17 protein-coding genes and 1 tRNA gene are annotated in these 22649 nt (G+C 58.7%); 3 read left to right on the top strand and 15 right to left on the bottom strand.

What is annotated here, in order from left to right; translation table 11 throughout:
• Window positions 1-53: 53 nt before the first annotated feature.
• The 8 genes from OHL20_RS05695 to OHL20_RS05660 form a co-directional block, all read right to left on the bottom strand.
• Complete coding sequence (locus OHL20_RS05695) at window positions 54-1931, bottom strand: M61 family metallopeptidase (protein WP_263382236.1); 1878 nt, start codon at window positions 1929-1931, stop codon at window positions 54-56.
• A 124-nt stretch (window positions 1932-2055) separates the two neighbouring features.
• Window positions 2056-2131, bottom strand: a tRNA-Thr gene (locus tag OHL20_RS05690).
• Between the two features lie 374 nt (window positions 2132-2505).
• Window positions 2506-3573, bottom strand: a complete 1068-nt coding sequence (locus OHL20_RS05685) for a DUF6599 family protein (RefSeq protein ID WP_263382235.1) — start codon at window positions 3571-3573, stop codon at window positions 2506-2508.
• 160 nt (window positions 3574-3733) lie between these two features.
• Entirely contained in the window at window positions 3734-5848 is a 2115-nt protein-coding gene (locus OHL20_RS05680; RefSeq protein ID WP_263382234.1) for an N-acetylmuramoyl-L-alanine amidase, read from the bottom strand.
• A 131-nt stretch (window positions 5849-5979) separates the two neighbouring features.
• Complete coding sequence (locus tag OHL20_RS05675) at window positions 5980-6663, bottom strand: hypothetical protein (RefSeq protein WP_263382233.1); 684 nt, start codon at window positions 6661-6663, stop codon at window positions 5980-5982.
• A gap of 94 nt (window positions 6664-6757) precedes the next feature.
• Window positions 6758-7882: a sialidase family protein gene (locus OHL20_RS05670; protein ID WP_263382232.1), complete on the bottom strand. Its 1125-nt coding sequence runs from the start codon at window positions 7880-7882 to the stop codon at window positions 6758-6760.
• A 42-nt stretch (window positions 7883-7924) separates the two neighbouring features.
• Window positions 7925-10687 carry an alanine--tRNA ligase gene (gene alaS, locus OHL20_RS05665; protein WP_263382231.1) on the bottom strand — a complete coding sequence of 921 codons (2763 nt, stop codon included), beginning with the start codon at window positions 10685-10687 and terminating at the stop codon, window positions 7925-7927.
• 27 nt (window positions 10688-10714) lie between these two features.
• Window positions 10715-11650, bottom strand: a complete 936-nt coding sequence (locus OHL20_RS05660; RefSeq protein ID WP_263382230.1) for a DUF429 domain-containing protein — start codon at window positions 11648-11650, stop codon at window positions 10715-10717.
• Window positions 11651-11744: 94 nt separating this feature from the next.
• Between OHL20_RS05660 and OHL20_RS05655 the strand changes: the two genes are divergently transcribed.
• On the top strand, window positions 11745-13229 hold the full coding sequence (locus tag OHL20_RS05655; protein WP_263382229.1) for a porin: 1485 nt from the start codon (window positions 11745-11747) through the stop codon (window positions 13227-13229).
• Window positions 13230-13294: 65 nt separating this feature from the next.
• Here the strand turns inward: OHL20_RS05655 and OHL20_RS05650 are convergent, their stop codons facing one another.
• Window positions 13295-13840: a regulatory protein RecX gene (locus OHL20_RS05650; protein WP_263382228.1), complete on the bottom strand. Its 546-nt coding sequence runs from the start codon at window positions 13838-13840 to the stop codon at window positions 13295-13297.
• Between the two features lie 62 nt (window positions 13841-13902).
• Window positions 13903-14769, bottom strand: coding sequence for a histidine kinase dimerization/phospho-acceptor domain-containing protein (locus OHL20_RS05645; protein WP_263382227.1), 867 nt, complete (start codon window positions 14767-14769; stop codon window positions 13903-13905).
• A 222-nt stretch (window positions 14770-14991) separates the two neighbouring features.
• Between OHL20_RS05645 and OHL20_RS05640 the strand changes: the two genes are divergently transcribed.
• A complete protein-coding gene (locus OHL20_RS05640) occupies window positions 14992-15945 on the top strand; it encodes an outer membrane lipoprotein-sorting protein (protein WP_263382226.1) in 954 nt (317 codons plus the stop codon).
• On the opposite strand, the gene OHL20_RS05635 is transcribed toward OHL20_RS05640, so the two are convergent.
• The 5 genes from OHL20_RS05635 to OHL20_RS05615 form a co-directional block, all read right to left on the bottom strand.
• Window positions 15946-16584: a DsbA family protein gene (locus OHL20_RS05635; RefSeq protein ID WP_263382225.1), complete on the bottom strand. Its 639-nt coding sequence runs from the start codon at window positions 16582-16584 to the stop codon at window positions 15946-15948.
• Between the two features lie 45 nt (window positions 16585-16629).
• A complete protein-coding gene (locus OHL20_RS05630; protein ID WP_263382224.1) occupies window positions 16630-16896 on the bottom strand; it encodes a hypothetical protein in 267 nt (88 codons plus the stop codon).
• A gap of 80 nt (window positions 16897-16976) precedes the next feature.
• Window positions 16977-17975 (bottom strand): CsgG/HfaB family protein, encoded by a 999-nt coding sequence (locus OHL20_RS05625; RefSeq protein WP_263382223.1) that lies wholly within the window; start codon window positions 17973-17975, stop codon window positions 16977-16979.
• A 203-nt stretch (window positions 17976-18178) separates the two neighbouring features.
• Entirely contained in the window at window positions 18179-18754 is a 576-nt protein-coding gene (locus OHL20_RS05620; protein ID WP_317890935.1) for an HNH endonuclease, read from the bottom strand.
• 109 nt (window positions 18755-18863) lie between these two features.
• Window positions 18864-19547: a ComF family protein gene (locus tag OHL20_RS05615; RefSeq protein WP_263382221.1), complete on the bottom strand. Its 684-nt coding sequence runs from the start codon at window positions 19545-19547 to the stop codon at window positions 18864-18866.
• Between the two features lie 677 nt (window positions 19548-20224).
• Between OHL20_RS05615 and OHL20_RS05610 the strand changes: the two genes are divergently transcribed.
• Window positions 20225-22633 (top strand): OPT family oligopeptide transporter, encoded by a 2409-nt coding sequence (locus tag OHL20_RS05610; protein ID WP_263382220.1) that lies wholly within the window; start codon window positions 20225-20227, stop codon window positions 22631-22633.
• Window positions 22634-22649 lie beyond the last annotated feature (16 nt).

Below are 22649 nucleotides of genomic sequence, written 5' to 3'. Positions count from 1 at the left end.
TGCAACCACAAGATGTAGGCCGGAGACAGCCGTTGTTATCTCCGACCGACATGCTATTCGGCCTTTGAAGGCGCGATCGTCATAGCCTTGGTGATGTCGTCGAGATAGTCCGGCAATCCGTCTACCCGCACCAACGCTGGGTACCGCGCCCCGTCGTGGTAGTCGATGTCAGCCGTCGTAACTAACGTGTCGTTCTGAAGGATCAAACGCAGTGGCTCCGTCGAGCCTTTAGTCTGTTTCACTGCGTTGAGCAAGGCGTCCTTCGAGAAGATTCTCCCGTTTACCGCCATGATCTTCTCGCCTGGAACGAGCTTTGCCTTACTTGCTGGCCCGTCCCACTGCACATCCGTGATCGTCCCGTCCGCGTCGATCGATATTCCCAGCGAGAACCACACATCGATACCGCCCCCACGCAGCGACAAAAAGCTTTTTTCATAGGCTGTAGGCTTGTCCGTATAGATGAGCTTGTATCCGCCCTGCTCGATGCCTGTCAGATCGGCATGCTGGTTGATTTTGTCGACGTGGTCCCTTAAAAAACCTGCCCAGTCATACTTCACTACCTGGTTCAGATCGACTGCAAGTTCATTCACGTCGTACGGCACGACCATTGGCGCCGTCTCACCACCCTTACCCAGAAAGATTGCAAGGAAGTCGTGAAGGTTTTTCTTGTTATCCGTAAGCTTGCGAATCGTCGTGTCCGCATCCAGCCACAGAAGATCGCCCTCCTGGTAGTAATCCGTACTGCGTCGCCAGTTCGCCCACGCGGGACTGCCGCGCAGGGCTGAAACCGAGATGGCCGTATCCTCTGTGCTCCGCCACTGTCGGCCAGCCTTATAGTCCAATTGCGCCGCCAGTAGCGCAAGGTAGCCACGGTAGTACTCCTGCGTTGTGAACCCTGACCTGGTTCCGAGCACATTGCCCAGATAGTCGGTCAGCCCCTCGTAGACCCAGAGAAGCTGTCCCTGCATGGGCATAGCGTAGTCCGGCGTGGCCAGTCCGATAGGCCGACGATACTTGCCATTCCAGGAATGGGTAAACTCATGGGCCAGCAGGTAGAAGTTGATCATCTCGTTCTGCTCATCGAAAAATGCATGTTCGGGCAGGCCGTTATCAGACGATTCATGATGCTCCAGACCACCACCTCCGCCCTTTTGAGTCAGAGTGAGAAGGAAGTGGTAGCTCGTGTAGTGGTGCGAGTTATACATCGCCCCAGCCTCGCGGATCAGGTTGTCCATATGAGCGAGGACAGCGGGCCTCAACTGCACATCTTCAGCCTCGTCCCCGAAAAGATCGATATAGTGCTTCGGCGACACCTCGGGCGCAAGCGCATACTCGTGAAAGTACTGCCCCGTCTGAATCGGAGAGTCCTCCAGCATTTCTACCGTGGTTGCCGCGTAGTGCACGGTTCCGCCTACCGGATGTTGCGGATCATATGCGGAAATCGGTTTCAGAGACGTGCCTATTCCCCAGCCGGTCGGGACGATTACAGTCGCCTGGATCGGAATCCTGGCCACAGAAATGCCGGCGGGATACAGGAGTAATTTCTCCCATTCCAGCACTGCCATGTTTGTCGTGATTCGGCTTGTCACGATGCAGTCCAGGTGCGCGTGGAGCGATGTGACGCCAGCAGGCACTACTAGGCGGTATTGATATAGATCCACATCATCGCGCCGCCATGGCAGCGTCTTGCCATTCGCCGTAAAGACAACGCCGGTGATATCGGCGACCGGGCCGTTAGGGCTGTGATGGCCTGGAATCCACTTCGGTGTTGTGAGCGCAAGCGGGCCGGCTGTAACGGGTATGTCAACCTCGGCGTGGTACAGCTTACGCGGAGCATCGGAGAGATCGGCAGTGATCTGGATTATCGGCTTTTGGGCATAGGTGACACCAACGGACAAGGCAAACGACAGAACGGCCATGCGGGTGAGCATGAGGCGATAGTTCCTCTCACAACAATTTAGTTATGCTCTTAGGTTCATCGAGTATAGGGCTGTCCAGCCGTGTACGAAAGACACAGCTACGAGACTGCCGCAAAATCTGAGATTGGGGAGGGAATGGAGCCGATGAGCGGAGTTGAACCGCTGACCTACTGATTACGAATCAGTTGCTCTACCAACTGAGCTACATCGGCCTGCCTCATCATTCTATCGGTTGCACCCACATCCCGCCAAATGTGATGTGAAAAAGGCGTCCGGAACGACGGAAGGGCCGCCCGGCAACAGGGCAGCCCTTCCTTTAGGGAGAACAGTTCCAACGGAGGCAAAGCCATCAGAACTTTCTGGCGAAATACTAGAATCGCCTCGTTGCAGTGTCAAGGCCTTATTGCACAATGCATAACTTATTATGTATGAACAAGTTACCTGTTGACCTTGTCGTTAACTTGCACCTAAGTCTTCGCCGTAGCTTCGCTTTTTAGGGGCCTGCGAAGCTGCAAAGCTACTTCCTATGAGTCGCTTAGCTACTGAATTGCACCTAACGTGGTTCAAACTTTGTTGTGCCGAGAAGCTACTGGCTCCGTGCCGGTCCATCGTGTCCGCTCAAACCTTTCACCGGCCCTCGCTCTAGGCCCAATCCGAGGAACTCAGGCTCCGTTGCGGCTGACTTGCCTCGCATGACCCGGTAAGCCGCACGCCCGCCGCCAAGAAACAGTCCGAGAAGGATCGCAGCAGCCATCAGGATGCCTGATAGCACGACAATGCTTACCAGCAGGCTGGCAGTCTTCTTGACCTCGGTGTGGAACTCTGGCTGAAGCTTCTTATCCCAGGTGACCTCGCTCCGCAGATGGATATTCTCGATCATCTGCTGGGCTTCTTCGGCCGGGAAGCTGCCTGAGGTCATCAGCACCAGCGGACCTTCCCGGCGCATCTTCACCGTGCCGAGTCCTCCCGGATGCCCGTTGACCCACGCCTCGACAGCGCGGCCTCGATCGCCCGCTATCTCTGGCGTCGGGTAGAGCAGCAGTGTCAGAATGCCTTGACCGGTGCGCGCAGCGTAGCTCGCTGTGACCGCCTCAGCGCTCTTATCGAAGCCCAGAAGCTCCGTTGGCAGTACGCCGCCGGTCGCCGTATAGCTGGCGGGTCCAAGCGCGTACCGCAAACTTTGCGGCAACAAGCCCTTTGGCGGGAGTAGTGTCGGCAGCAAGGGGGACATCCCCTTTGGCCCACTGATTTTTGGTAGCGTCACGGCCAGCGCCTGCAACTCCGATGCCTGCACTCCGGGGGCTTTTGCGATCACCAGTGTATTACCGCCACGAAACAGAAGTTCTCCGCTACCCCCGGCGGCCTCGGTCCCGAGCTTCTGGCCATTCGATAACGGCTGAAGGCCAGCATGGTCGCCACGATAGAGGCTTAGCGCGGCGGCCGCACCCGTAGCATCCACAAACTGTAGCGCCCGCACATCGAGGGTCGAGCCATTCCGAACATATTTGGCAGTAGAGAAACGGTTGAAACCGTCCTCTTTCAGCTCAGTGAAGTGCGTACTGTCGATCTGGCTTGCATCGTTGCCCGTAGTTGCGGCCGCCTGCATCTGCCAGGTGCCAAACTTCTGCGGCAGTAGCGGTGCTGCAGGTTCCATGAGGACAGTCGTCTGCGCGGGAAGGAGAAAACTCCAGGCAGCGGCGATACAGAAAACCGCCATGCAGCGTAAGGGAAGGGTAGGTCGGGAGAGGGCAGCCATACTAAAGGTGAGACTACACCAGCGCCAATAGGGAAGCCCAGCAGGCGCGAAGCGGCAGTTATTGTCCGCCCGCTCGCTCCATCGGAGCCCGTACCCCGCTTAGTCCTGAAGCATACTTCGCCACACCCTTGTACAAACTATCTGCCACCCGCTGCCGATACTCTGGCTTTTGTAGCTGGTCCGCATCTCGCGGGTTGGTAACAAACGAGATCTCCGCCAGGATCGAAGGCATGTTCGCACCAATCAGGACGACGAACGGTGCCTTCTTTACGCCCCTATTCTTCAAACCGGCGTTCCCAGTCGTCAGGCCTCCGTACAGGCTTTGCTCGACATCGGACGCAAACTCGCGGGACTCGTCGATCTTCTCCTTCAGCGCGATCTTCTTCACGAGATCGCTTAACTGGTGGATGGACTGGTCCGAAACCGCATTTTCACGCGCGGCCACATCCAGCGCATCAGGCGAAGAGGTGAAGTTGAGGTAGTAGGTCTCCACCCCACGCGCCGATGCGTCTGGCGAAGAGTTCGCGTGGATGGAGAGAAACAGATCCGCCTGCGCCTTGTTCGCGATTGCCGTTCGCGTCTCGAGCGGAATGAACGTATCGTCCGATCGCGTATAGATGATCTCCGCGCCGAGTCGCTCATGCAGCATCTTGCCGAGGCGCAGCGCCACGTCGAGCACGACATCCTTCTCCTGGATGCCGTCGACTCCAAGAGTTCCGGAATCATGTCCGCCATGGCCAGCGTCGATTACGATCCGCCCAATCTTAAGCCCCAGGGCGCGCACCAGGGACGTCTCCCCATCCGCTGTAGGCACAGCTGCTCTCGCTGGTACCGCGTCGCCAACTGCCACACCATCTGCAGGTGTCACTTTGGACTTGGTCTTTTTGCGCAAACCTGTCCCGGTAGCCGTCGCAGGCGCAGGCGGCACAACCTCTTTTGTTGACGGAGCAGGTAGTTCGACTACAGCAGAGATAGGCTTTGAGGTAGGTCGGCTTGTCGCCTCAACCCGATCGGGCTGATCGCTCAACGACGCCACCTCGACCGAACTCTTCGAGCGCACCGAAGTCGTGTTCGGCACGGGAGAACTCGGCGTGGGCATCACCGGCTTCATCACGGTAGCTTCTGCAGGCAGCGCGGCAGCAACAACCGGTCGCGGCCCTGTCTGGCCGTGGATGTCGATGATCAGGCGGTAGGGATTCGGCAGCAGAAACGCCGAGTACTCCGTCACATCGTTAACATCCAGCACGACCCGCGTCATCTGGTCGCGAAACTGCGCCGCCCGAATCTTCTTGAGAAACCCATCATCTGTGACGGAAAAGTTCTTGCCGACCAACTCCGAAGCCAGCCTGGTTCCATGCAGATCGAAGTAGATGCGATCGGGGTTTGGCACCCGCGCTGCCTCATACGTCACATTGTCGCCAAGGTCGATCACGACTCGCGTATAGGTCGGAGTCGACCAGTGCCGTATCCCGGAGACCAGAGCCAATGGTCCAGTGTGTTTGGGTTCAGGCTTCGTTAACGGAATTTGCAGAGGGTCTGTCGATGCGGGAGCAGCCGCAGTGGAAGCAGGACTTGCCAAAACTGCAGGAGCACTTGAAGCAGGCGCGACCACGAGAGGTGGCACTGCCCGCACAGTTTGACTTGCAGGTCGGCTCATCTCGGCCAGCGCTGCCCGAGCCTCTTCGGCCTGGCTGCTCTTTGGGGATTGGGTTAACAACAGCCGATAGCGATCCTTTGCGCCCTTGGCATCCTGCAGGTCATTCTGCTCAATCTGCGCCTCGGCCAACAGAGCCTGAACCCGCATCGAGCTAACCGGATACTGCGTTCGCAAAAATTCGTACTGGCCCACGGCTGCATTCAGGCTCTTCGCATCATGCCGTGTGCGACCCTCTTCAGCCAGCAATTCAGCTACCGCAAACACTGCCTCAGGTGCATGCACGTCGCCCGGAGAACCGTGGTACACGGCCCGAAATCCATCAAGCGCTCGATCGTAGTCTGTCCGTGTTCTCGCTCCGGCCGGAATCGCTTCGAGCACTTCGCGCCCACGGGACGCTTGCTCCCAAGGCGTCAGTTCGATTCGCTTCGGCTTCGCGTTCGCCGGAGGGAGACATCCTGCTACCAGCAGGAAACTTGCCGTCCAGCGCACTACACGGTTTGGAGAGAAGAAGAGCAAAGCTGGCGCACCCTAACGCCAGTTTAATGTCTGCAGCGGGGGAAAGGACCAGGGATTAGCACGGGGTACTTCCGGCGGCACCTCGCCAATATTCACATCGACACTACAAACAGTAACGATGAGAGGCTGAATCATCTACTGTTCAGGTCTTCATGTAGGTCTGTCGGACCTTCTTTGCCTTCCAGGAACGCACTATCATTCATCAGACTTAACTTTGCCATCAGGCTCACATTCACAAGGTGGGCCTGCCAGACCCCGAGTCGCTCCAGCGCCGCACTCGCTTTGTCGGGAGTAACATTGCCATGCCCAAAGTCCATCTTTGCTAGAACTCCGAAGAATGCTGCCTCGTCATCGAGAATCTTCTGCTGATCGGCCAGAAAGTCATGCTGCGACTCGTAGATGTCGGTGTATCGCTGCGACTCTTTATAGGGCATATAAGCCAGTGCGCCGGTCATCTGTGCAGTCTTCCAGGCAGCTTCATTCAGGCCTTGAACGTTGTACTTTGCCGTAAGACTAGCGTTCTGCAATGTCTTATCCAGCGGATGTTCCTCGATCTTGGTCAACGCGTCCATATCATCAGCAATGTTTCGTCGCTCTTCGGCGACGACGCTCGATGCACCCTTCAGCGCTGTCGCATTGTGCTCGATCTCCTCGCGCAACGTGGCTCGCGCCTCCTTCACCAGCGAGTGCTCGCGATGCAACTCCACACAACCCTCGATCCCGACAGCGATAAGCAGCCCAACCGTGATTGTGAACAGGTGAAGAAAGAAATCCTTGGCGCTATGAATCGGCTCGTGTGGTGCATGGACATCCAAAGGCTCAACCTCCAGGGCATTTGCTTGGTCTCAGAGTTTCGTCTCATACAGAAGGCAAAAAGATGAGACCGGACGCAACGTCCTCGATTTTAGCCTAGCGTGACAGGATCTCGGCCTTTGGAACTCGTACGAATTTAATCGTCTGCCGTCGCCAGCTGTAGGTGATCAGCAGGTCGCCATTCTTCGCTTCAATCATCGCAGGATAGGAGTACTGACCCTCACCATCTTCCAGCGTCTTGAAGACATGAAAGCTCCTGCCATCCCGGCTCACACCAAGCGACAGCGGCGTTCGTTTGTTGTAGCTGTTATTGAAGACCAGGATGACGCGCCCATTCCGCAGCCGCACCGCATCGATCCCTGCCGAAGGATTTGGCAATGCGATGAAGCTGGCCTGCGTCCAGGTCACGCCGTTGTCTATCGAGTCAGCTACCGCGATCCGCGCAGCTTTGGTCTTGGAGCGTGCGTACAGCCGCAGGTGCTCACCGCCAAGCGAGACAATCGTCGGTTGAATGATCCCAACCGTAGTTGGTCCCGGAGGGTAGAGCCGCGTCTTCACACCTTCATCCGCATCACTCACCGCCGGGCCGGTCTCCTTCGCGGCAGCAAGCGCTCCGGCATCGGGGATGTCCAGCGTCTCGGGCAAGGCGATCGGGCCAAACTTCGTAAACGTCCGGCCACCATCTACCGACCGCTCGACCCAAACCGTCCAGTGCCCATCTTTCTCGACTGACGATCCACTGACCACAGTCCCATCGTCAAGCACCAGCGGCTTAGCCCGGATCGGCCCCAAGATCCCTTCCGGAAGCCGCTCCCTCGCCGACCACGTCCTGCCCTCATCGCTGCTCCACCGGCGCGCACCCTGCCATGTGCTCGGGCTCTTCCCAAACTTGTAATACAGCCAGAGGCGCCCATCTCTTGTGTGGAAGAGAACAGGATTCCAGCAGGCGACACCATGCTCGTTCACCAGTTCGGCCGGCGCCGTCCACGCCCCACCATGCAGCCGCGCGCTCCAGATGACGACATCGCTGGCACCCTCTTTAGTTCCCCCAAACCAGGCAGCAAGCACGTCGTTATTTCTAAGCTCTACGACTGTCGAGGCATGATTATCCGGAGGCGCAGGTGGACCCGGCTTGAAGATGAAGCCGTCTTGCGCCTGGAGTCCGACGACCGCTATCGCCAGCACGAAACCCAGCAGCACAGCGCGACAAACTCGAATCAAGCTTCCTCCAACCCAGTCTGGGTGCCCCGCTCCACCGCAGTCCTACGCCAGCAGACTGCCCACAACTTCCGCAGCGCCAGCCAATGCTCCATCCAAAGCGCCTGCGTCGTTGCCGCCAGCCTCCGCCAGATCAGGCCGTCCGCCACCTTTGCCGCCAACCTTGGTTGCTAGTAATCCAACGATCTTTCCAGCCTGCACCCGCGAAGTAAGATCCTTCGTCACGCCGACAATCAGGGCAACCTTACCCTCTGCCGCGGCACCGAGCACGACGACGCCTGAGCCAAGCTTCTGCCGCAAGCCGTCGATCAACTCCCGCATCTGCCCCTTGTCGAGCCCGTCGACACGCTGCGCCAGCACCTTTACGCCCTTCACCTCGACGGCACTTCCGGCCGAGTCAGCTACGGAAGCTGAGGCCGCCTTCATCCGCACCGCGTCAAGCTCCCGGCGCAGCTTCTTCATCTCTTCTTCCTGTGAAGAGAGCCTCGCCCGCAGCGAATCAGCGTCCGACGATCCCGTCAGTTGGCTCACTGCTCGCGCAAGGTCAAAGTCGCGTCGGAACGTATGCAGCGCACCCGTTCCCGAGATGGCCTCGACCCGGCGAACGCCGCTCGACACAGAACCTTCCCCGACGATTTTGATCAGCCCAATCTCGCCCGTAGCGCCCGTGTGCGTTCCACCACATAGCTCAGTCGAGAATCCGCCCGGGCCGCCGATCTGCACGACGCGTACGCGGTCGCCGTACTTCTCCCCAAACAGTGCCATCGCGCCAAGCTCATTGACGGCGACATCGATCGGCACGTCCACCATCGTCTCGACCTTCGCATTGCCAAGCACCTGCCGGTTCACGATGCTCTCGATCTCTTGCAACTCCTCCTCGGCGACACCGGTAAAGTGGGAGAAGTCGAAGCGCAGCCGCGTCGCATCAACCAGCGATCCAGCCTGCTTGACATGCTTTCCCAGTACCTCGCGAAGTGCCGCATGCAGCAGGTGCGTTCCCGTATGGTTGCGCTCCGTAGCGCGACGGTTTTCCGCGTCCACCACCGTATCAACTACATCGCCTACGGCAATGGTCCGATTAGCCGTGACCCGATGCGAAAACACACCTTGCACCGGCTTCGTCGCCCCGCTCACTTCGGCAACGACGGAGTTGTGATCACCCGAGTACAGCCAGCCCATATCGCCAACCTGGCCGCCCGAATCCGCATAGAAACTGGTCGCATCGAGCACCACTTCGCCCGTCTCGCCACCCTGCAACTCCGGGACGCCGACACCGTCCTTCACGAGCGCCAGCACACGCGCTCCATCGACACGAAGCGCCGTGTATCCCTCAAACTCCGTCTTTGCTAGCTCGCGATACGCCGGTGCTGCTGACTTTTGCGATCCACCCTTCCACGATGCTCGAGCACGCTGCTGCTCTTCTTCTTTTGCGGCGTCAAAGCCTTCCATGTCAAAGACGATTCCAGCATCGCGCGCAGCATCGACCATGAAGTCGAGCGGCATTCCGAAGGTCTCGTATAGCCGGAATGCCAGCGATCCTGATCGCAACGTTTCGTCGTTCATCTGCTTGAGTCCAAGCTCAAGCGTGCGAGCAAACTGCAGCTCTTCCGCCAGCACAACCTTACTCACACGCTCAGCGACATCCTTCAACTCGGGATAGGCCACGGCCATCTCATCCCGCACCGCAAAGACCATCTCGTGCATGAACGGCTGCTCCTGCCCGAGCAGCCGACCATGCCGGATGCCGCGCCGCAGAATCTTGCGTAGCACATAGCCGCGCCCCTCGTTTGCAGGCTGCACGCCATCGGCGATCAGGAAAGTGGCCGCGCGTGCATGGTCCGCGATGATGCGGAGGGAAGCGTTTCCGATCAATTCGTCATCACTGGGCGCAACGCCTGTATCCGCCGTCTTCTCTGCCTCAGTCATCGGCGGAGGCACAGGATCATCCGGCCCCGTCACACATTCGACTGCCGCCCCCTTCGTCGCAACGCCTGTCAGCTCCGCAGCCCGCAGGATCAGCGGCACAAACAAGTCTGTTTCAAAGTTCGAAAGCACGCCCTGCAGGACGGCTGACACCCGTTCCAACCCCATACCGGTATCGATTGAAGGCTTCGGCAGCGGCGTCAGCGTTCCATCGCTGCTGCGGTCGAACTGCATAAAGACCAGGTTCCAGATCTCAACATAACGCTGCTCATCGAGCGGGAAGGGCTTGTCGCTCCCCGGCTCGTCGGCTGCCTCTAAACCAAGGTCATAGTAGATCTCGCTACATGGACCGCACGGTCCGGTATCGCCCATCTGCCAGAAGTTATCCTTGGCTGACATGCCGAAGATTCGCTCCTTCGGTACGCCCACACCGATCCAGAAAGCCTCCGCCTCGTCATCCCGAGGAACTGCAGCATCGCCTTCAAAGATCGTCACATAGAGCTTCACCGGATCGATCCCAAACCACTCCGGACTCGTCAGCAGTTCCCATGCGTAGGCAACCGCATCCTTCTTGAAGTAATCGCCGAAGCTGAAGTTTCCGAGCATCTCGAAGAAGGTATGGTGCCGCCGCGTAAAGCCGACGTTCTCAAGATCATTGTGCTTGCCGCCAGCCCGCACGCACTTCTGCGACGATACCGCGCGCGTGTACTCGCGCTTCTCCGCACCCAGGAAGACATCCTTGAACTGGTTCATACCTGCGTTGGTAAATAGCAGCGTCGGGTCATTCGCAGGCACCAGCGACGAGGAATGTACGCGCCGATGTCCCTTGACCTCAAAAAACCGTAGAAAATCTTCCCGAATCTGGTTGCCAGAGCGACTGATCATAAGCACAAAGTTTATCAGCGAAGCCGCTCAGATCCCCGGTCGCCACGTAATCCCCTCCAGCCTGAGCGTCGCATCCTTGGTTCGCTGCAGATGCATAAACTCCCCGCGGTCTCGCACCATCTCCATGGCGCATACCAGCGCATCGAACGCGTCCTCACTTCCCAGCGCCTTCGCCACTACGCCTCGCGAGAGCCGCGCGTACTCTGGTTCAGCCTTCCGACGAGCGTCCATGTAAGCCTTACGTGCTAGAGGATTACTCTTCGCCACCGCTCCCGTCAGCAATCGCGTGTACATCTCCACCAGCAACGGCTTCGGCTCCTTAGTGCCGAGCGCAGAGTCTTCAAACGGCCAGACGCGAAAGCCTGCCTCCCGCAAGTGCAGCAGGAGTGGGATGGCCCGTAGCGATCCCGTCCCTACGCTGCCAGAGCCGCCGATTTGGAACGGCGACTTTGGCGTGATCCCCTTTACCTTCGCCGCTCGCTCCGGATCTTCATTGAGCATCTTCGGCGTGATCTTGTTCTCGACATCCGTCATCCGCATGGACCGCTCAAGTCCAGCCCCGCTGAACTCCGCCGGCCGTTTGTGCGGTGCTCCCCAGAAGCGCTCGTCCCGCGCAATCTCTCCGGCCTCTCGCGCCAGCCAGCGCTCTCCATGTCCCGCCGCCACATGCTTCCAGAAGTCGAATACCGTCCGACACTCATGCTCCTTTAGAAACCAGGCCGGATAGCTGAAGCAGCAATCGATCCCCACCACCATTCGAGGCGTCTCCTTCGACATCTCGATCAGCCAGGCAATCAACTCCTCCCGCGTCCGTCCCGCTTCTAGCGTTGTCTTGTTTCCAGCACGCGTCCAGACTCCTGCCCAGATATGTCGCCGCTGCCCTGCTAGGTCAACCCGGCCTGACCAGTCCACCGCGACCACTCGTTCCACCTGTGATTCCACATCAACGCTTCCTGAACTCATTGGCCTCCACTTATGCCTTCTTTATGGCCTGCTCACTAGCCTGAATAAGGAAAGATGCGGAGCCGGAACCCCTTCGCAGGAAAGCAACGCAACCATGGAACGCGCAACACCAAAACTCTTGATTTTCAGCCTCACTCTAGCACTCGCCGCTGCAGCACTTCCTGCGCAGCAACTAGCCAGCCTTGAAGAATCCGTGAGCGTCAGCGCTCTACACCCCTTCGATCCCGACAGCCCCGCGCTCCCGCAGTCCGTGCAAGAGGACCAGAACTTCTTCCATCGTCTGGCATCAGCGTACAGGGAAGACTGGCACCCCACGCAGCCGGCTGGCCCTGATCCTGTCCGTCGCGGCTATGCGGGACCGCTCGACTCTACACCCTTTCCCGGCACTGACTACAGTGTCGGCGGAACGCCCGTAATCGGTGCGCCCGATACCCAGACCTACACCCTTATGCAGGCGATCAACCAGAATAAGAGCCGCATCAAGGTCTATGGATGGCTGAATGGTGGCTTCAACGTGAGCACCTCGAATAAAGGCGATGGGGCTAACTCTCCGGCTTCCTATTACTACAACCCAAATCGCGTCACCGCGGATCAGCAGGTCCTCTACGTCGAACGACTTCCCAACACCGTTCAGACCGATCATGTCGACTGGGGCTTCCGCTTCGCCCAACTCTATGGCCAGGACTATCGCTACACCACCTCGAAGGGCATCTTTTCACAGCAACTCCTCGCTCGCAATCACGAGAATGGCTACGACCCCATCATGTACTACTTCGACCTGTATCTACCGCACGTTGCCAAGGGGATGAATATTCGCGTAGGCCGTTATGTTTCACTGCCCGACATTGAAGCCCAACTAGCCCCGAATAACTACACCTACTCGCACTCCCTCCTCTATACCGTCGATCCTTACACCCAGACCGGCATCGTCGCCAGTATCAAGTTTTCGGATCATTGGCTCCTTCAACTCGGACTCTCGGATGGCAACGACGTCGCGCTCTGGACTAAGGATGCGACTCCAACCGGGACAGCTTGCGTCGACTACACCTGGAATAAGGGTGGCGACGCGTCGTACACCTGTATCAACTCCCTCAATAAAGGCAACTACGCCTATAACAACGTCCAGTCCTTCTACGAAACCTGGTACCACAAGTTCAATGCCACCTGGCACACCGATACGGAGGCCTGGTACATGTATGAACGCAATGTCCCCAGCATCGCACCGGGTGTAGTTAACCCGATCCCTACCGAGACGGGTGCTAACGGAGCTTTTTGTGCCTATGACAAACAGCGCTGCTTCGCTCCCGAAGTAGCTATCACGAATTATGTCGAAAAAGAGATCAACAAGAAGAACTACATCTCCATACGCAATGAGTTTGTCGACGATATCAAGGGCCAGCGCACCGGCTACGCTACAAAGTATTCAGAGCACCTGCTCAGCTATGGGCACTGGATAGGCTCGACCATCCTGTTCCGCCCGGAGATCCGTCTGGAACACTCCTACAACCTTGCAGCCTACGATCTTGGCACCAAGAAAACCCAGTTCGTCGTAGCCGGTGATATTACTTATCACTTCTAAGCGGCGCCGATCACAAGGAGAGTCCCGTCCTTCACAGCAACACTGCGAAGGATGGGACCCATCAGTTAGTCCTCGAACGACTCCTCAACCTCGATCTCCTCGACAGGAGCGCCCCACGCTCGCAGCACTTTGAAGATCGCATTTGAAGAGAAGCCCGCCCGCATCAGTCGATTCATCGTGCGCACCGTCTCCTTTTTGGCATCCGCCCCACTCGGCTGCTTCATCCGCTTGCGTGCAATGTACTCTCGCGCCAGGGCCGTCTCGTCTACATCTTCATAGGCAGTCGCAAGCGTAGACGCCACTAACTCCTTCTCCACACCTTTCATGGCAAGATCCTGCTGGACTCTCCGCCTGCCAAACTTCTCATTGTCCTTTCGCAGCCGCGTGTAGTCCGCAGCAAAGCGCGTGTCCGAGAGGTAGTTCAACTCCTTCAGTCGCGCCACAACGGCATCCATGGCTGCCTCGCCGACCGCACCCTCCTCGGCTCGCAGCTTCATCAGTCGCCGCAGATCGCGCACTGTCCGCATCCTCCGGGCCAACACTCCCACCGCATAATCGAACAGCCCAGCCTCACCCACCGGCTCTCGCTTCTTCGGTCTCGCAAATGCCATTGACGAGCCCTCACGCCCATCTGTCATCCTAAGCGCATCGGCACGTTCTCTCCGATGAGGCTCTATGCGCCAGCACGAACGGCCTGGGATGTTTGCAGATCGCTTCCTTTACGCGGCTTCCAGAAGTCCTGCAGACCTCGCAGCGTCTCTTGCATCCTTGTCGCTTCAGCGACGATGATCGCCGCATCCTGCCGCGCTCGCGCTTCGATCGATGTCTCAGCGATTAATTCTGCAAAACCCAGCACAGTCGTCAGTGGATTCAGCAGCTTATGAGCCACGTCAGCGACGATTCCGCTAACTCCCGCCAGCCGCTCTGCCTGCATCAATCGCTCCATCAACATGCCACGTTCCAGGGTCCTTGCCAGCTTGGCCGCAAGCATCTCAAGCGGCATCAGCGCGCGAGGTATCCCGTCCACCTGCTCCATCTCCCCCATGCGCAGCTCCGTCTTCGCATCGCTGCACACGGCCAGCGCCCCCACCAGCCGTCCCTGTTGCATCCGGAGTGGGACGATCGTCGTGAGGTGGCGACCATGGCCGGAGACGTCATCGAAGTCCACCCACTCCCCAAGCGTCACGGAGTAGCTCAGCTTTGCCACCGTCGCTTTTCCAGTGTTTTCATCTCCGATCAGCCTGTCCCCCAGGGCGCCTAATGCCTCTAGCGTCAGGTCATCCATCCCGCAGCTTCCTGCATAGAGGAGGCGTCCGTCAACGTTGCGGGTCAGCAGCGCGACCTTTGGAAACACGCTCTTTTCTACAACCATGCGGCAGACGCGCTTAGCCTGGATTGCCAGCTTGTCGCGTTCGCTCGCGAGTGAGAGACTGACCTCCAGCCCGCAATACGCCTCCAGCTCTCGCAATCGATCCCGAGTCCACTGGAGTTGCAGCCACCGCGCACGGCGTCTCCTCGCCAGCGCCCATACAGCCATCATCAGCAATATCGATTCTGCAACAAGTATCCAGGGAACAATCCTGGAATACCCCGTCAGCGTCGTAGTCAACCACAAGCTAGACCTCACACAATCACCCGTTCCTCGTTCCTTGCAGGCATCTGGTTCGCTCTACCCGTCTTTATTCAGGAACGTCTATTCTCAAGAAGAAAGGCTTCGCAGGTGGCAAACTATCCACTCAGCGAACGCAATGAGGTATCTCTGATGAATTCGCTCATCCTCAAATATGCCGGTCTCGCGGTACTGCCTCTCGTTCCGCTATCGGCCTATGCCGCGCACCGAAGCTCCGGTGTCTCATATAGATACGCAGCGTCATCGTCGGCGGTATTGGCCGCGGCGCAGGATGCCTCAGGCTTCGGCACGCTCGACCCCACACCGCCGACCGGCGTAACTCCTCAGCAGATCGTCGAGAAGTTCGCTGCCCGTGAGACGGTCTTCAACCAGGCGCGGCAGAACTATACCTTTCGTCAGAGCGTCAAGGTTGACACCCTCGCCGAGGACACAAACAAGATCGATGGCGAGTACCAGCAAGTCACGGACATCACCTTTGGGCGTGACGGCCGTCGCGAGGAGCACGTTGTCTTCGCCCCCCAGAATACCCTCGAGCGCGTTCTCATGACACCTGCCGATTTTGAGGAAATCGAACACCGCCTGCCCTTCGTCCTCACCACGGAAGACCTTCCCAAATACGACATCACTTATCTAGGCCGCCAGAAGGTCGATGAACTCGACACCTATGTTTTCAATGCCGGCCCGAAGGTCTTGGAGAAAGGGAAGCGTTACTTCCAGGGCAAGGTCTGGGTCGACCAGCAGGATCTTCAGATCGTCCTGATTAACGGAATTACCGTACCGCAGGACAAGCGCAAGGGCCACGAAGATCTGTCGCCGCCCTTCACCACCTACTACGAGCAGGTCGACGGAAAATACTGGTTTCCAACCTACACAAAAGCTGAGGGGAACCTGCATTTCGCAGCCCAGTCGGGTGCCATGAGCCAGGACGTCCACATGCGCAACATCGTCAAATACTCGGACTATAAGCAGTTCCGTGCCAGCAGCAGAATCATCTACAACGGCGAAGACATTACCAATAAGGGTGATCAGCAGAAACCGGATCAAACAAAACCAGCTCAGCCTGCGCCAGCCACGCCACCAAGATAGCTAGCGGTGGGCCTTCACGGGCCCACTTGTCTCCGCGACTGCCAAGTCAACCGCCCGGTTCAGCAGCTTGATGTCGTTCACCTCGGTCCAGCTTTTCGCCGTTACAACGAAGATGCACGGTGTGTGCGGAACATGCAGCCGCTCACCCAAAGCGCGATCTGCCAGCACCTCCTTCGTGCAGACGCCGCTGGCATCCATCACAAACGGCATCTTCTGCCCATGGGTCTGAAACCATCGCTGCGTAAAGGTGCTGAGATCGTCCTTGCTGGCGATATTGCGCTGATTTGCGAAGACGTCTCGCCGATACGTTTCGGCCATCCCCGAAGCTGCACTATCCTGCAAATATCGCGCTGTAACTGCGGCGGTCAGGCTCCACGGGTGGATCTCTGTGAGCGGAAAGTCGTGCCGCACCAAGGCCACCCTACGCTGCTCAACCGCTGCCCGGACAATCGAGAAATCGTAAGCGCAGAGGGGACACTCCAGGTCTTCGAACTCGACGATCGCAACCTTCGCTCCGGCTGGCGGCTTGAGCATTGAGGTGTCGCGGAAGCTATCCACCGCGTTGGGTGGAAGAGAGAACTGGCTCACAGCAGGAAGACTTGCGAAAACAAGCAGGAGAACACCTGAAAAGAACTTCATCACAGCACCTCACGTCAGATGGACTGCCTGCGGGAAGGAAAGTACCTAAAGCGTCTCGCAGTGAGCTTCGGGATGCTCATGCTGGGTCGTCATCCAACGATCGAGGAAGGTTCCTGCACAACGAGCACCACAGAGATGCTTCGTGCCCTCTTCATGAGCCTGCCGCTGCTGCCAACGCGTCAATTTAATCAGCGGCTGGTCGTCGCCCGGGCTGATGCCTTCGAAGCAGTCCACCCACGCCATCCACCAGAGCTCGCTGTCACCCTTCTGATTGCCGCACACATCGCACTGATAGTTTTCGCTCCGGGCCATACGAGTCTCTCCTGAGGCGAAAGTAACACACTCAAAAGAAATCAGCCGCCCCAAAGGACGGCTGATTCAGCTTAAACCGCTCACTTGGACGGAGATTTGACCGAATCACCAACCTTGGGACTAGGTGATCCCTTGAAGGTCCCGACAGCCGAGGTCGCATCCGAACTCGTAATCGTCAGCTCTCCCACGGTGTTCTCAATGGTGCGAATCACCTTGCCTGTAGAAGGATCCTTTACCGTCCTGACCGGATGCGTCACCATCAACCGGTCGCCAACGCGCACACCGGCCGTCATGCCAACATTGATGATGATGTCATTTCCTGCTACATCCGCCACCATTCCGGTCACCGGGATAGCCTCAGCTACGGCAAACTTCTCCGACCCGGCCTCAAGTCCGGACGCAAGCTGCGTCACAGCCGAGACAGTCGCCTCGCCAATAATCGTCTCCGCAAAGTTGCTGCTGCCCATGCTCGCGCCACCACTGCCGCCGCTGTGCCAGTTCCCACCGCCGCCGTCGAGGAAGCCGCCCGAGCGCTTTGATTCACCCTTACTCGTCGTCGAAGCCAGCACCTCACCGGTATTGGCATCGATCAGCCGCGCTGTAATCGCCACCACAGCCTTCGATTTCGTGTTGCCAACCTTGCCAAGCGCATAGCCGGTCCAGCCGCCGCCCGCACCGCCGAGGTTCATGTTCTTATCGTCGCGACCAAACTGAGTGATATCACCCGTAATAATTGCATCGACACCGAGGATCTTGCCGATCTTCGCCGCAGAACTCGCATCGACGCGATCACTGTTCGAGAAGTTCTGCTCGCTCAACACCTTTTGGATCGCATTGCGCTCAATAACGCGGTACGTCCCATCGTTCGTCAGGCGATCGACCAGCATGTCCGAGATGCCCTTGCCAATATTCTGCTGCGTTCCGAAGACTGCCTGCGTTGACGTCATCACGCTCGCATACCCGAAGTCCAGGACCGCCACCTTGTGCCTCTGTGCTGGAGGAGCAGCTGGAGCCTGTCCGATTGCCACTGCCGCCATCGTTAGAAATATCACGCCCACCAAAACCTTCTTCACCTGCATGTCACCTTCTCCTGAGCACCAACCTTCAGATCCAAACATAGCCCGATGCTTCGAGAACATGGTGACGCTTGCTGATGAAACGTTTCGTCAGTTCGAGTCCTGCGCCGTGGCGCGAATATCCATGTCCTGAGGCAGGACTATGGTCAAGCAACTTTGCCCGGACTGCAAGTGAAATCCGGTAACCTGCCGATTTTCCGCCCAACTTATGCTGCAGGCTCAGACTCGAAGTAAAGATACCGTCGCCAGCTTGGATCCGCACTGCCAATCATTCGCATGATGTGCCGCGAGGTGTGCAAACTGAATGGACGAGGCTCGCGCTGCAGCTTCATCTCTGTCAATTCGTGCAACATCTGGTTGCCTTTCCGCCGGTTGCAATCATGGCAGCACGCAACGAGATTTTCCCAGGTCGACAAGCCACCTCGGGATCGCGGGATCACATGGTCGAGCGTCAGCTCGCCCGCGGTCAGCACGACGCTGCAATATTGGCAGCAGTTCCGGTCGCGTAGCAGGATATTCTTCCGGCTTAGCGCCCGCGTCTGATGCGGAATACGCCGGTAGTCCAGCAAACGGATCACGCTCGGCATAGCCACATGCATCCTGGCCGCATGCAGAATTGCGCCCTGCTCCTCTTCCGTTCGCGCGACGCCCTTCAGAACCAGCACCAGGGCTCGTCTCGCTCCGCAGATGTTAATCGGCTCATAACTTGCATTCAGTACCAGGACGGGAGTCTGCATCGCCGGTTGGCGGAACACTCCAACGCGCACATCGAGATCTGTCATCACTCGTCCGTTAGCGTGCGTCGTATGACTCTTTTGACTCGCCCTGTGCTTCCGCATCTTCGCCGATTGCATTCCTGAAGTCCTCCGCATTCGCCTATGTCGCTTCTCGCTACGTTGCAATCCGCCCGGTCTGTGCCAGACCGTTCCCGCTTACTTCAAGCTTTGCCGTTTCAAAACCTGCATCCCAGCGCTCCACCCGCTCTGTCTGCGCCCTCGCTAATGTCGCAACAAAAACCTTCGCCGCTCCGGCTCGCACCAGGACACGCGCACACTCTCGGGCGGTCGCTCCGGTCGTGTAGATGTCATCGATCAGGAGCACCGTTCGACCCGAAATCGCAGAGGCGTCAGGCACTGCAAAGGCACCCCGGAGGTTGGTCCGGCGGCCCTTGGAACTCAGCGCAAACTGGCTTTCCGTATCGCGCACTCGTCGCAACAATCCATGGGCTGCCCGGAGTCGAACGTTCGTCCTGCCGGTCAATCTTGCCGCAGCATCTGCCAGCAGCATCGCCTGGTTGTAGCCTCGCTGACGCTCCTTGGTCGGGTACAGCGGCACCGCAATCATCGCCACATCGCCCGTAAGTTCCAGCATGTCAATCGCGCGCGCCAGCATCTTGCCAAGCGGTTTCGCCGCAGCCCGTACGCGCTCATATTTAAGCAGGTGGACCAGTGTTCGCAGTTCGTCCTTATACACACCGAATGCCGTGGCTCGCTCGAACGAGGGAGGTACAAATCGGCAGGTCGTACAAAGTACATCCGCAGCGGCAAACTGCCCCGCAAAGCGGTCACTCTCCATTCCGAGCGCCTCGCCGCACCGCCAGCAAAGAGTCAATGTTTGAAGGTTGATGCGTAAGAGGCAATCGTCGCAGACAGGAGCAAGGCCGGCACGCACTAACGGCCGATCACACGCTCTACAATCTGCAGGAAACAGTGTTGTAACTAGATCGTCCAGGACAGCCCGCGCCGCGCCCACCGTAGCTGCGGATCCCCTGAAAAACATACTTCGCCAAACGGCGCGTTCGGACGCCTCCCCACCAGGAGGACCACCGGACCAACTCCCCACCAAATCGCCAGGTGGAGACCCGCCAGGAACATCGAGCGTACTGCCGTTCAGGCTATCGCTGAAGACACACCTCACTCGCCGGCGCTCCAGGTCGGTCGGACCGCGCCATGAGCGCAGTATAAGCCCAGACAGCGCAGAAGCCAACATGATCCAGCGCACCTGCTTCCATTCGTACGAATCAATGCAAGCGAAGCATGCCTTACTCAGCCATTTCTGAAGATTCTGGTGCGAAACGATCTGATGGCCCAGCAGGATGCCACGGCTTTACTCGTAGCGTCGCATGCCCTTCTTCATCACCTTAACTCGTCTCTGATGCCAACTCCGCGAATCGCATCACCCATACCAGACCACGCTGGTACACTCCCATCCAAGCCAAAGAAGCATCCTGCACCGCGGAGACCCTCAAGAACATGGCATCAACACCCGTATCGAAGCCTGCCTTCAAACCGTTCGTCCCCGCAACTGAATCGCGCCCCGAATTCACCCCACGGGCCCTCATCCTTGGTGCCTTCTTTGGCGTTCTCTTCGGAGCGGTCACGGTCTACGTCGGCCTTCGCGCTGGCCTCACCGTAGCCGCCAGTATCCCGATCTCAGTCCTCTCGATCTCCATCCTGCGAGCCTTTGGTCGCGGCAGCATCCTCGAAAACAACATAGTCCAGACCACCGGCAATGCCGGCCAGTCCATCGCCGCAGGCGTCATCTTCACCCTCCCCGCTCTCATCTTTCTCGGCTTCGATCTCGAGAGCACCCGCATCTTCGCCCTTGCCCTCTTCGGCGGCTGGCTCGGCGTTCTCTTCATGATTCCGCTCCGCCGCCAGCTCATCGTCGAAGAGCACGATACCCTCGTCTACCCGGAAGGCACTGCCTGCGCCGACGTCCTGATGGCCGGCGAGCGCGGAGGCTCCTTCGCCTCCCGCGTCTTCTTCGGCCTCGGCCTCGGCGCGCTCTACACCCTTTTCCAGAACGACAACCTCTTCGGCCTCTTTCCAAGCACGCCCAACTACGAACCTGACTTCGGCAAAGGCACCGCCGACATCCTCAAAGGCTCCGCCATCCGCGCCGATGTCACGCCTGAGTACCTCGGCGTCGGCTACATCATCGGCATCCGCGTCGCCGCCGTCATGCTCGCCGGCGGAGTCTTCTCCTGGCTCGTCCTCATGCCTGCTATCTACTTCTTCGCCTCCCACCTCAGCACGCCGCTCTACCCCGGCACCATCCTCATCAAGGACATGGCCCCCTCTGATCTTTGGAAGACCTATGTCCGCCCCATGGGCGCCGGAGCCGTCGCCACCGCAGGTCTTATTACCCTCTGCCGCACCCTTCCCACCATCATCGCCGCCCTCGCCGAAGGGCTGAAGTCCATGCGCACGACCCGCTCGGGTGGTTCAGCTCCCGCGCGTGCAGGGAATTCGCGTACCGAGCATGACCTCCCCATGTCCGTAGTCCTCGGTGGTTCAGTCCTCCTTGTCGTCCTGATGGTCGCCTTCCTCCAGTTCCATCCCGTACCCGGAGCCCAAGTCGGCCTGCTTGCCAACGTCGCCGCCGCGCTCCTCGTTGTCGTCTTCGGCTTCCTCTTCGTCACCGTCAGCGCCCGCATCGTTGGCATAGTCGGAAGCTCTGCATCCCCCGTCTCTGGCATGACCATCGCTACCCTCATGGCTACCTCCGCCATCTTCCTGGTCCGTGGCTGGACCGCCCCCGCCTTCGGAGCCCTTGCCATCACCATCGGCGGCATCGTCTGCATCGCCGCCTCAAACGCCGGGGACACCAGTCAGGATCTCAAGACCGGCTACCTCATCGGAGCCACCCCTTGGAAGCAGCAGATGGCCGTCATGCTCGGCGTCATCATCAGCGTCTTCTCGATCGGTGCCACTCTCAACGCCATGAACACCGGCCTCGAAGAGTTCCAACGCCTGCCCAGACCAATCGCCTTCTCGCTGAACCAACTCCCCGACGGCGTCCAGAATATAGGCCCCTTCACCCGCGACCACATTACCCTCACGAAGAAGGCGGGCTCTCCCGCCAGCTCCACCAACGCTCAAGGCAAAGAAGAAGTAGCCAACACCAAACAACTCATCCTCCTCAACGCCATCGGCTCCGCCACCCTCGAAGATGGCAAATACCTCTACAACCCAGCCACAAGCGAGATCGAAATTCAATGGATCCAGGGCATCGGCAGCGAGAAGGCCGCCGCCCCACAAGGCCGCCTCATGGCCACCGTCATCAACGGAATCCTCACCCGCAAACTCCCCTGGGGTCTCGTCCTGCTCGGCGTCTTCTTAGTGATTGCCATTGAACTACTAGGCATCCGCTCCCTCACCTTCGCCGTCGGAGCCTACCTCTCTATCGCCACTACCCTCGCCATCTTCGTAGGCGGCGTCATGCGCTGGATGGTCGATCGCGCCATGCTCCACCACGCTGCGCGCCAGTCCGCCGCAGAGTACAACGCCTCAGTCGCTCTCTGGCACGCCGACCGCCCCTCCTGGCTCACCGCCAACCCGCACTTCGATGAGACCAACCCCGACCACCTCGATCCAGCAACCGGCCTGCCCGTCCCTACCAGCGTCAACCCCGTCCACGACCTTGAAAGCGAGATCAGCCCCGGCAGCCTCTACGCCTCAGGCCTCATCGCCGCAGGTGGCATCGTCGGCCTGCTAGGCGTCTGCGTCAAGCTGTACGAAGCGGCCACCGACCGCAGCATCCCCCGCTTCTCCGCCCACAATCCCTTCCACCACGACTACGTCAGCGTCCTCATGTTCGCCGCCCTCGCCTTCAGCCTCTACTACTTCGCCCGCAAACCACTCGAGAGTGGTTCATAGCCTTGAATAAGTTCCC

This window comes from Granulicella arctica (genome assembly GCF_025685605.1).
In the GTDB taxonomy this organism is placed as follows: Bacteria; Acidobacteriota; Terriglobia; order Terriglobales; family Acidobacteriaceae; genus Edaphobacter; species Edaphobacter arcticus.
Note: the sequence above shows the minus strand (reverse complement) of the source record. Positions and strands in the feature narration are given on the sequence as shown.